Origin of the sequence: Haloflavibacter putidus, assembly GCF_006546625.1 — a bacterium.
In the GTDB taxonomy this organism is placed as follows: domain Bacteria; phylum Bacteroidota; class Bacteroidia; order Flavobacteriales; family Flavobacteriaceae; genus Mesonia; species Mesonia putida.
In genome coordinates this window covers 200993-210885 of the sequence record NZ_VIAR01000005.1, presented here as the reverse complement: position 1 = coordinate 210885, position 9893 = coordinate 200993, and the positions used below count along the sequence as shown (strand labels likewise).

The following is a 9893-nucleotide window of genomic DNA, read 5'->3' as shown; positions in this document are numbered from 1 at the left end:
AAGAGGGCAAGGACTAATGCTCAAGATGAAACTTAAATTTCAAGAGTCGAAATAGTTCACCTTGCCCTCTGGTTTTTCAGAAATTTAATAAGGTTAAACTTCTTGTAAATATAAAATGTAAAACTAATAGCGCAGTCGAAAACTCTTTACTGAAAGTGGACTTGGACTGCTTAGTCTGACATACGGAACAAACATTCACTTAAAGTTAAGTAACTAGCTACTGATCTCTATAAAACACAATGGTAAAAGAAGGAGAATCTCTTTTAGGAAAGATTTCGAAGAGAGAATATTTGTGATAATCTCTCAAACTCCACACCTAGCCATAAAACGCGATATCGCTATTATGATCTCTGGGCTTTTTGCAGATTATTCTGCTTCCATTTATAGAAACTCTTACCCGTGATCTTCTGTAATGCAAAAATGTAGAATTTTCTCTATACAGATTAATTACAATTTTTGCCTAAACACAACAATTGGGATTGATCCGATTTTACCCTGAATCTCTCGGTCTATGCAACAAGGGACTTTAGTCCCTTGCATTCACTCTGTAACTTGTGAGAATTATCTAATTAATCTCAATTCTTCCTAAATATAACAATTGTTCTTGATCCATTGATCCTTAAAAAGCGGGGATAATGTGGGGATATTAAACAAATAAAAAACCGTAAAAGCTTTTTTTTAAAGCGTTTACGGTTTTATAAAGCGGAGAAAGAGGGATTCGAACCCCCGGAGGTGTGACCCTCGCCGGTTTTCAAGACCGGTGCATTCGACCACTCTGCCATTTCTCCCAAAGTGTCTCATCAGGTATTGCCTGAATGCGGGTGCAAATATAGAAGCTTTTTTTAATTAGAAAAAATTTTTATTGGCAAATTTTATGCGCAAAGCAAAGTTTTTATTTGCCTAAAAAATGATATCTTGGCAACCAATTACTTAAGCTAGAAAAATAATAAAGATTATGATGAGAAAATCTATCGCATTGGTACTTTTCCTTTCCGTGTTTATCTCCTGTAAAGTACAAAAGGAAAAATCGGTTACAAAAGCAAATCCCGAAATTTACGGAGCCACCATAACACCTGCAGAACTTAAAGATCATTTGTACACTTTTGCTTCAGACGAGTTTGAAGGTCGCGATACCGGAGAACCCGGACAAAAAAAAGCAGCCAATTACCTTAAAAAAGAATACCAGAAAATCAATGTTGGCGCACCAATCAACAAAAACCAATATTTTCAAGAAATCCCCTCCAGTTTTTTTGACTATAAATTTAAAGATTCAGAAAATGTTGTAGCCTATATAAAAGGTAGCGAGTTTCCCGATGAGATTGTGGTGCTTTCAGCACACTACGACCATTTGGGTGTAGACGGTCAAGGCAATATTTACAACGGCGCAGACGATGATGGCTCCGGTAATGTTGCATTATTAGAAATAGCCGAAGCTTTTAAAAAAGCTGCAAAAGACGGCTTTAGACCTCGCAGATCTATTCTTTTTCTGCACGTAACCGGCGAGGAAAAAGGACTTCTGGGCTCTAAATATTACACCGAGAACCCTATTTTTCCTTTAGAAAACACTGTAGCTAACCTCAATACAGATATGATTGGCCGTATAGATCCAAAACACGAAGATAACCCCAATTATATCTATTTAATTGGCAGCGATCGTTTGAGCACAGAGCTGCACGAACTTTCCGAAAAGGTAAACGACACCTACACAAATTTTGATATAGATTACACCTATAACGAGCCCGGAGATCCAAACCGTTTTTATTACCGAAGCGACCATTATAACTTTGCCAAACATAATATCCCGGTAATATTCTATTTTAACGGCACGCATGCAGATTATCATAAACCAACCGATACGCCCGACAAAATAGAATACGATTTGCTTGCCAAACGAGCCAAGTTAATTTTTTACACCGCTTGGGAAATCGCCAATCGCGACAAACGTTTAGAAGTAGATAAAGCTAATTAAACGCATAATTTGGCGTCCTTTTATAAAAAAAGCAGGTTAAAAAAAACTGCTTTTTTTATAAAACCGGGCTATACATTTCAATTCCTCAGCCCAAAAAAGGGCTTGCGGGATTTCCATTCCTATCCCTGGCCGAAAAAGTTTTCAATACGCTATACTTCCTTTAAGCCATTGGAAGTACAGAATCTCACAAGTTTTAAGATCTATGTCTCATTTTCTATAAAAGACTTTTTTTACCAATAAGAAGGTATTATTATTTTGAATAATTATATAGCAGTTAGTTAAAATTAAGTCTTGATTCTTGGTTCTAAAAGCGCAGCGGTTTTGGTTTCTTAAGACACACCACTGTTTTTAAAACAAAAAAAATCCCCGTTTAAAAATTAAACGAGGATTTAAAAAAGGGTGGAAGATCGGTCTCGAACCGACGACCTCCTGAACCACAATCAGGCGCTCTAACCAACTGAGCTACAACCACCATATTTGCTTTAAAGAACTTGCTTTACACTATAGCCTATAAATGCGGATGCAAATTTAATTAATTCCTACATTTTACAAAACTTTTTATCTATTAAATTAAGTCGAAAACAGAATTTATTGCCGCGTGACGCTCCGTAGTAAATCCTTCGGCATAATCTTTTCCTATTAACCTACCCAAATTAGCAGCACGATAGCGCACGCTTTCCAAGAAATTGCTGCTGGAAATAGGGGTAGAAGGCTCTTCACTCTCCGCATTAAAAAATTGCGACTTATAGGCTTTTACTGCGTTGAGTTTAGCTTCCATAAAGCCGGAAATATCTACAATAATATCCGGTTCAATATCTTTCCATTGTATATAATGCAATACTTGTTTTGGTCGCCAAGCTTCTTGTTTTTCTTCCTTATAAAACGTTTCAATTTTTTGTAACCCGCTTAAAAAGCAAGCATCTTCTGTTAATTTACTGGCTTTGCCGTGGTCTATATGCCTATCGGTTATGGCATTGGCAATAACAATTTCTGGTTTGTATTTACGTATTACTTCAATTATTTTAAGCTGGTGCGCTTTATCGTTTACAAAAAAAGCATCTTCAAAACCTAAGTTTTCTCGTACTTCTACTCCCAATAATTTTGCAGCAGTTTCGGCTTCTTGTTTTCTTATTTCAGCAGAACCTCTTGTGCCAAGTTCGCCACGTGTTAAATCTAAAATACCAACTTTTTTACCCTTGGCAATTTCTTTGGCCAAGGTACCCGAGCAGCTTAGTTCTACATCATCGGGATGCGCTCCAATTGCCAAAATATCTAATTTCATACTGTTGCTTTCTTTTTTTCTGTAAGTTGTTTTATTTTAATATTAAATGCAGCGAAGAGTAGGGTAGTAAACGGACTCAAATAATTAAAAAATGCGTAGCCAAAATAACTGGCCACCGGAACGCCTAAAACGCCGCTATGGTATGCGCCACAAGTATTCCACGGCACCAAAACAGAAGTTACCGTGGCAGAATCTTCTAAGGTACGACTCAGGTTTTCGGGCGCAAGACCTTTATCTTTATAAGCTTTGGCAAACATTTTTCCCGGCACTACAATAGACAGGTACTGGTCAGATGCGGTGGCATTTAATGCCAAACAACTTACCACGGTACTGGCAAATAAACCAAAAGTGGTGTGAAATAAATTCAGTAACGCTTTACTAATTCTGGCTAAAGCTCCTATGGCATCCATAATTCCGCCAAAAACCATCGCGCAAATTATCAGCCAAATAGTACCTAACATTCCTTGCATTCCGCCTGACGAAAATAAATCATTTAAGGCTGCATTAGAAGTTTCTATAGCTGTATCTACGGTAATGGCATTCATCAAACCTTTATAAGCTGTATAAAAACTCAACTGATTACCACCACCAATACCGGCAATTATTTCCGGCTGAAAAAATAAGGCGGCAGCTGCGGCTAAAAGTGTTCCGAGCAATAGAGCTACTAAAGGAGGTGTTTTTCGAACAATGAGATAAATTACAATAATAGGTACTGCAAACAACCAAGGTGAAATGGTAAAGGCAGCTTCAATAGAATTTAAAATATTTTGCGTGTTGGCAGCTCCTGACGGATCTATATTTAAACCGATAATCACAAAAATAATCAAGGTAAGCGTAATAGTTGGTACAGTGGTAATCATCATATACCTAATATGTGTAAACAGGTCTGTTCCTGCCATTGCAGGTGCTAAATTGGTTGTATCACTCAACGGCGACATCTTATCGCCAAAATAAGCTCCCGATAGAATTGCTCCTGCCGTCATTCCTACAGAAATTCCTAAAGCGTTGGCAATACCAATCAATGCAATACCTACGGTGGCAGAGGTGGTCCAGCTACTACCGGTAGCCACAGAAATAACCGCGCAAATAACCACACAAGCCGCGAGAAATATAGTTGGGTTTAAAATTTGTAAACCGTAATAAATCATAGTGGGAATAATACCGCTAACCAGCCAAGTGCCGGCTAATGCGCCTACCATTAATAAAATAAGAATAGCGCCGGCTGTAGATTTAATATTGGTGGCTACCTCTTCTACCATATTATCAAAAGAAACCTTATTAAAAACACCAACAATGGCGGCTACTGCGCCACCCAATAAAAGAATAAACTGATTAGAACCTCCCAAGGCCGCATCGCCAAAAACAAAAACATTGTATGCAAGCATTATAACAAGTGCAAATACGGGGATTAAGGCTTCCCATATACCAAGTTCTTTATTTTGCTCTATAGTTTCTTCGTTGGAGGTTGGGTTTTGTTTGCTCATTAATAAGACAAGGAATTTTTGAAAAGGTAATGTTACAATTTTTGCACTTTAAGCGCAAATTATAGGCTAAAATAATTTTAAACACCTAAAAAAATGCAAAAAACAGATTGTTTATACATAAGAGTAAGATAAATTTCGTATTATTGTATACTTCGTAAAAAAGAATTTAAACTCGATTAATAATTATGAAAAAACACTATTTAACTATTTTTTCTTTCGTATTTCTTATGTCTGCTTATGTGCAAGCACAAGTGGGTATAAACAATACAGATCCTAAGGCTAGCTTAGATGTAACTGTGGTAGATCCTTTGCAGCCCTCTGCGCAGGATGGTTTACTTATACCGCGATTAGACAGCTTTCCGGGTACCAATCCGGGAGCAGACCAACAAAGTATGATTATTTATTTAACCACTGCAGACGGTTTAAACGATCCCGGTTTCTATTTTTGGGATAATAATGCCGGTACATCCGGCGCGTGGACAGCTTTAGGCGACAATAACGCCATCCCTTTAAACACCGATTTCTGGCAAACCGAAGGGAATGCCGGCACCACCGCAGCAAATTTCTTGGGTACTTTAGATAATCAACCGCTGCACATTCATACTAACGATACCTTACGAATGCGGGTTACTACTAAAGGTCAGTTGGAAGTTTTTAATACAGGAAATTCTGTTTTTGTTGGTGCTAGTGCCGGAGCTAATGACGATCTATCCAACAATAGAAACGTTTTTATTGGTGGGTCCTCAGGTTTCTTAAATGAGACAGGTTCAGAAAATATTGGGATGGGGTTTAGTAGTCTTCTACGAAATACAGATGGAAGCCGAAATATAGCTATTGGGATAGGAACAATGGCTAATAATGTAAGTGGAAGCTTCAATACTGCGCTAGGTTCCGCAGCTCTTAATAAAAACATTACTGGTAATCTAAACGTTTCAATAGGTCGAAATACTATGCGGGATAATAACGGAGCCAAAAACACTGGTATAGGTGCGCGATCTTTACAGGTAAACACTATTGGAAATAATAATACCGTTCTGGGGGCAGATACTTTTTACACCAATGAAACCGGTTCTGGTAACGTAGGCCTTGGTTACGAAGCCGGTTATTACGAAAAAGGGGATAATAAATTATATATTAATAATTCAAGAGATTCTATTGCTTTGGTTACCGGTGACTTTAATATAGACCGGGTAGGAATAAATAAAGATGTAGATTCTTTAACCCACACCTTAACCGTAGGCGGAGATATTAGCGCAGATGCTAATATCGAAATTAACGGAGTTGGTGATTTTGTTACACAAGACGGTAATTTCCAAACTATGGGCGGTGACTTTATAACAGAAGCAAATACATATCCTGATTATGTTTTTGAAAAATACTATACCAATAAGTCAGATATTCTTTCTTCTTATTCTTTTATGAACTTAGAGGAAGCAGAGGCTTTTGTAAAAGAAAACGGTCATTTACCGGGAGTGAAATCGTATGAAGAAATAAAAGCAAACGACTTTAAAATTGGTATAGGAGAGACCTCTATTACTAACTTAGAGAAAATTGAAGAACTCTTTTTATACATAACCGAATTAAACACTAAACTGAAAGAGCAAAAATCTCTGAATGTTGAAAAAGACCAAAAGATTGAAAGCTTAGAAAAACGTTTGGAAAGATTAGAGGCGCTTATTTTAGAAAAATAAGTAGAGCTAAATCTCATTCTTTAAAAAAAGCATCCTTAGAATGGATGCTTTTTTATTTCTGCTTAGTTTCTTTGATACAGTAAAATTACTCGGCCTTTTCTATAAAATCAAGGCTTCATCCTATTTTGTTGGATAGAATGTTCTATGCACTATTAGAAGTGGTTCACTTACTAACACGAAATAGCGTTTTTTTCCGTAAAGGAATTACAAGCATAGTGTTGAGTAGAAAAAAACAAAGTTAGCGCAATAAAAAAATCCTTCCGTTTCTTTCCGTAAAGAAAAACCTGAAGGATTTTTATTCTGTAAATTAATACTTCTTAATAATAGGTAAACCTTCTTACCTTGGCAATATACTTCGCTAACCGAATAACCTGATGGCTATAGCCATACTCGTTATCGTACCAAATATATAAAATCGCATTCTTACCATTTTCGGTTACAATAGTGGCTTTACTATCGTAAATAGAGGGGGCAGAAGAACCCACAATATCCGATGAAACCAATTCATTGTCCATAGAATATTTAATCTGCTCTACCAAATTGCCTTCTAACGCATACTTTTTTAAAGTAGCATTCATAGCTTCTACAGAGGTTTCTTTCTTTAAATTTAAATTTAAAATAGCCAAAGAGCCGTTTGGTACGGGTACTCTAATAGCATTAGAAGTTAACTTGCCTTCTAATTGCGGCAAGGCTTTGGCAACGGCTTTTCCTGCACCGGTTTCGGTTATTACCATGTTTAAAGCTGCTGCACGTCCACGTCTATATTTTTTATGCATATTATCTACCAAATTCTGGTCGTTGGTATAGGCGTGAATGGTTTCTAAATGTCCATTTTCTAAACCATAAGAATCTTCTACCGCTTTTAAAATTGGCGTAATTGCATTGGTGGTACAGGAAGCGGCAGAAAAAATATCGGTTTTATCTACATCGTAATCATTTTGGTTTACGCCGTGTACTATGTTCGAAACTCCTTTTCCCGGGGCGGTAAGTAAAACTTTTGAAGCTCCTTTAGCTTTTAAATGTCTTCCTAAAGCTTCTTTGTCTCTAAAAGCGCCGGTATTATCTATAATTAAAGCTTCATTAATACCATATTTGGTATAATCTATGTCTTCGGGTTGGTTGGCGCTAATTACGTGAACGGTTGTTCCGTTAAAAATCAGAGTTTTCTTTTCTGTGTCAATAGAAACCGTGCCATTAAAATCGCCGTGTACAGAATCGCTCATCAATAACGAAGCACGTTTTTGTAAAACGGTTTCGCTAATATCGCCGCGTACTACAATGGCTCTAAGTCGCAACTGACTGCCTTTTCCGGTTCTAGCCATAAGTTCTCTAGCCAATAATCTTCCAATACGACCAAATCCGTAAAGCACTACATCTTTAGGTTGTATAGCGTCTTCCTCTTTAGCATCGGCTAGTTTTTCTGCAACAAAAGCTGCTGCACTCGAATGATTTTTGTTTTCTAAATGATATTCGTAGGTAAGTTTTCCTATATCTAATTTTGCCGGAGGTAATTCCATTTTCTCTATGGCTTGCGCTATTTCTACCGTATCAAAAATAGAAATTGGTTTTTCTACAAATTCTCCCGCGTATTTGTGCAGATTTAAAATTTCGCTTACATTTTTATCTATTAATTGGTTTCTAAACAATACCAATTCAATCGATTTATCGTACCATAAATCGCTTACAGTTTTAATAAATTCTACTGCTGCGCGTCTACGGTCTGCTTGAAAAGAAAGTTCTTTTTCGTAAACTTGATTTTTACTCATTTTTATTTGTTGTGTTTAAAATTTAAGTTGTTTGCAAAAATATAGATTATAAACGGTTTTAACTATTAAAAACAAAAAAGCTGCTTCAAAAACCCTTTTTTCAATCTAGGTTTGAAAAAGAATTAGATTTGAAACAGCTTTCAGCTAAAAGCGTAAAAAAAAAATTATACACTGCACAGTCTACACTATACCTTAAAAAGTTGCTTAAGGTCTAAAGGTGTAACTTTCTATATTTCCACGAAGGCTTTTAAAGGTAACTTTCGTAGGTTGATTTTCGCCTTTATTCTTCATAATATTCTCTACATCTTTAATGCTTCTTACCGGTTGGTCGTCTAAACCAATAATGATAAATTGATTTTGTGGTACTTCAAAGTTTTGCGATAAAGAGCCTAAAATTCTAACGCCGTAAGTCGCGTCAAAATTCTCAAGATAAGCATCGCTCGCATTGGTTATTTCTACCCCTGCAACGTGTAAAGCGTAGGTTTCAAATTTAGAAAGTTCTACTTTGGTGATTTTTTCGCGCCCATCTCTAAAAAAGTTAACCTGTACTTTGTCATTAGGTCTTTTGGTCCTAATATAAGAAGTTAAGTCAGATAGTTTTTTAATTTTTACGCCATCTACTTTTGTAATTAAATCGCCTCTTTTTAATCCGGCATCTTTTGCGCCTTCGCTTACCGAGGCTATTCTAACTCCTTGCGCGATAGATAAATTTTGAGATTTAGCTTCTTTCGGATTTAAGGTTTGACCGGTTATACCAATTATGGCTTGTTGCACATCGCCATATTCCAACAAATCTTCTACAATTTTTCTGGCATTATTACTCGGTACAGCAAATCCGTAACCTATATAACTCCCGGTTTGCGAGGTAATAGCGGTATTAATCCCAATAAGTTCGCCATTTGTATTTACAAGTGCTCCCCCGCTATTTCCGGGATTTATAGCCGCATCTGTCTGAATAAAAGATTGCATTCTAGCATCGCCTTCATTTAAATCTCTGCCTTTAGCGCTAATAATTCCGGCGGTAACGGTAGAAGTAAGGTTAAACGGATTTCCTACCGCCAACGCCCAATCGCCTATCTTTACATTATCACTATCGCCAAACGGAATATAATCTAAATCTTTAGCATCTATTTTTAAAAGCGCAATATCTGCTTGCGGGTCTACGCCAACCAATTCTGCTTTGTAAGTAATATTATTATTTAAAGTTATCTGAATTTCATTGGCATCTTTTATTACGTGATTGTTGGTTACAATATAACCATCGGGAGTAATAATAACACCAGAACCGGCTCCGCGTAGCGTTTTACCCTTCTGTCTTTTTCCGTAGTAATATTCCCAAATATTTCGAGCTCCTTCGTATACTGCCATATTTTTAACGTGCACCACGGCATGCACGGTTTTATTGGCTGCTTCTCTAAAATTTGGAACGTTTTCTGGAGCTGCCGAAGAAAATTTATTAGATACCAAAAATGGTGAGGTAGAAGAGGAGGCTTCTTCTGTTGTATTTTGATTAAATTCTTTTACCGAAGGCATTGTATAGTCTTCTTCCAAAAACAATTTGTAACTTCCTAAGGTTATAATACCACCAAAAACCGAAACTAACACTAATTTTGCAAAATTTCTCATAGTAATAATATTATGTTTTAACTAAACGTTCTTTCCGATTGTTTTATTTTCAAAATTGTATATTTGCACGCCAAA

6 protein-coding genes and 2 tRNA genes are annotated in these 9893 nt (G+C 36.7%); 2 read left to right on the top strand and 6 right to left on the bottom strand.

Going from position 1 to position 9893, the window contains the following annotated elements:
• Window positions 1-703 precede the first annotated feature (703 nt).
• Window positions 704-788, bottom strand: a tRNA-Ser gene (locus FKR84_RS07170).
• Window positions 789-958: 170 nt separating this feature from the next.
• Here FKR84_RS07170 and FKR84_RS07165 point away from each other — a divergent pair.
• Window positions 959-1969, top strand: a complete 1011-nt coding sequence (locus tag FKR84_RS07165) for a M28 family metallopeptidase (protein WP_141421621.1) — start codon at window positions 959-961, stop codon at window positions 1967-1969.
• Between the two features lie 397 nt (window positions 1970-2366).
• On the opposite strand, the gene FKR84_RS07160 is transcribed toward FKR84_RS07165, so the two are convergent.
• The 3 genes from FKR84_RS07160 to nhaC all read right to left on the bottom strand — a co-directional run bounded on the left by FKR84_RS07160 (window position 2367) and on the right by nhaC (window position 4735).
• Window positions 2367-2442: transfer RNA gene (locus FKR84_RS07160), tRNA-His, on the bottom strand.
• Between the two features lie 92 nt (window positions 2443-2534).
• Window positions 2535-3251: a bacillithiol biosynthesis deacetylase BshB1 gene (gene bshB1 / locus FKR84_RS07155; RefSeq protein WP_141421610.1), complete on the bottom strand. Its 717-nt coding sequence runs from the start codon at window positions 3249-3251 to the stop codon at window positions 2535-2537.
• Window positions 3248-4735 carry a Na+/H+ antiporter NhaC gene (nhaC, locus tag FKR84_RS07150; protein ID WP_141421609.1) on the bottom strand — a complete coding sequence of 496 codons (1488 nt, stop codon included), beginning with the start codon at window positions 4733-4735 and terminating at the stop codon, window positions 3248-3250. Before nhaC ends, bshB1 begins: the two co-directional genes overlap by 4 nt.
• Before the next feature lie 185 nt (window positions 4736-4920).
• On the opposite strand from nhaC, the gene FKR84_RS07145 reads away from it, so the two are divergent.
• Entirely contained in the window at window positions 4921-6426 is a 1506-nt protein-coding gene (locus FKR84_RS07145; protein ID WP_141421608.1) for an autotransporter outer membrane beta-barrel domain-containing protein, read from the top strand.
• 317 nt (window positions 6427-6743) lie between these two features.
• Here the strand turns inward: FKR84_RS07145 and FKR84_RS07140 are convergent, their stop codons facing one another.
• Window positions 6744-8192, bottom strand: coding sequence for a glyceraldehyde-3-phosphate dehydrogenase (locus FKR84_RS07140; RefSeq protein ID WP_141421607.1), 1449 nt, complete (start codon window positions 8190-8192; stop codon window positions 6744-6746).
• Window positions 8193-8396: 204 nt separating this feature from the next.
• Window positions 8397-9818 (bottom strand): S1C family serine protease, encoded by a 1422-nt coding sequence (locus FKR84_RS07135; protein WP_141421606.1) that lies wholly within the window; start codon window positions 9816-9818, stop codon window positions 8397-8399.
• Window positions 9819-9893 lie beyond the last annotated feature (75 nt).

Excerpts from the sequence above, each read along its gene's own strand:
- FKR84_RS07165 (WP_141421621.1), top strand. The coding sequence starts at position 959 with ATGAGAAAATCTATCGCATTGGTACTTTTCCTTTCCGTGTTTATCTCC.
- bshB1 (WP_141421610.1), bottom strand. The coding sequence starts at position 3,251 with ATGAAATTAGATATTTTGGCAATTGGAGCGCATCCCGATGATGTAGAA.
- nhaC (WP_141421609.1), bottom strand. The coding sequence starts at position 4,735 with ATGAGCAAACAAAACCCAACCTCCAACGAAGAAACTATAGAGCAAAAT.
- FKR84_RS07145 (WP_141421608.1), top strand. The coding sequence starts at position 4,921 with ATGAAAAAACACTATTTAACTATTTTTTCTTTCGTATTTCTTATGTCT.
- FKR84_RS07140 (WP_141421607.1), bottom strand. The coding sequence starts at position 8,192 with ATGAGTAAAAATCAAGTTTACGAAAAAGAACTTTCTTTTCAAGCAGAC.
- FKR84_RS07135 (WP_141421606.1), bottom strand. The coding sequence starts at position 9,818 with ATGAGAAATTTTGCAAAATTAGTGTTAGTTTCGGTTTTTGGTGGTATT.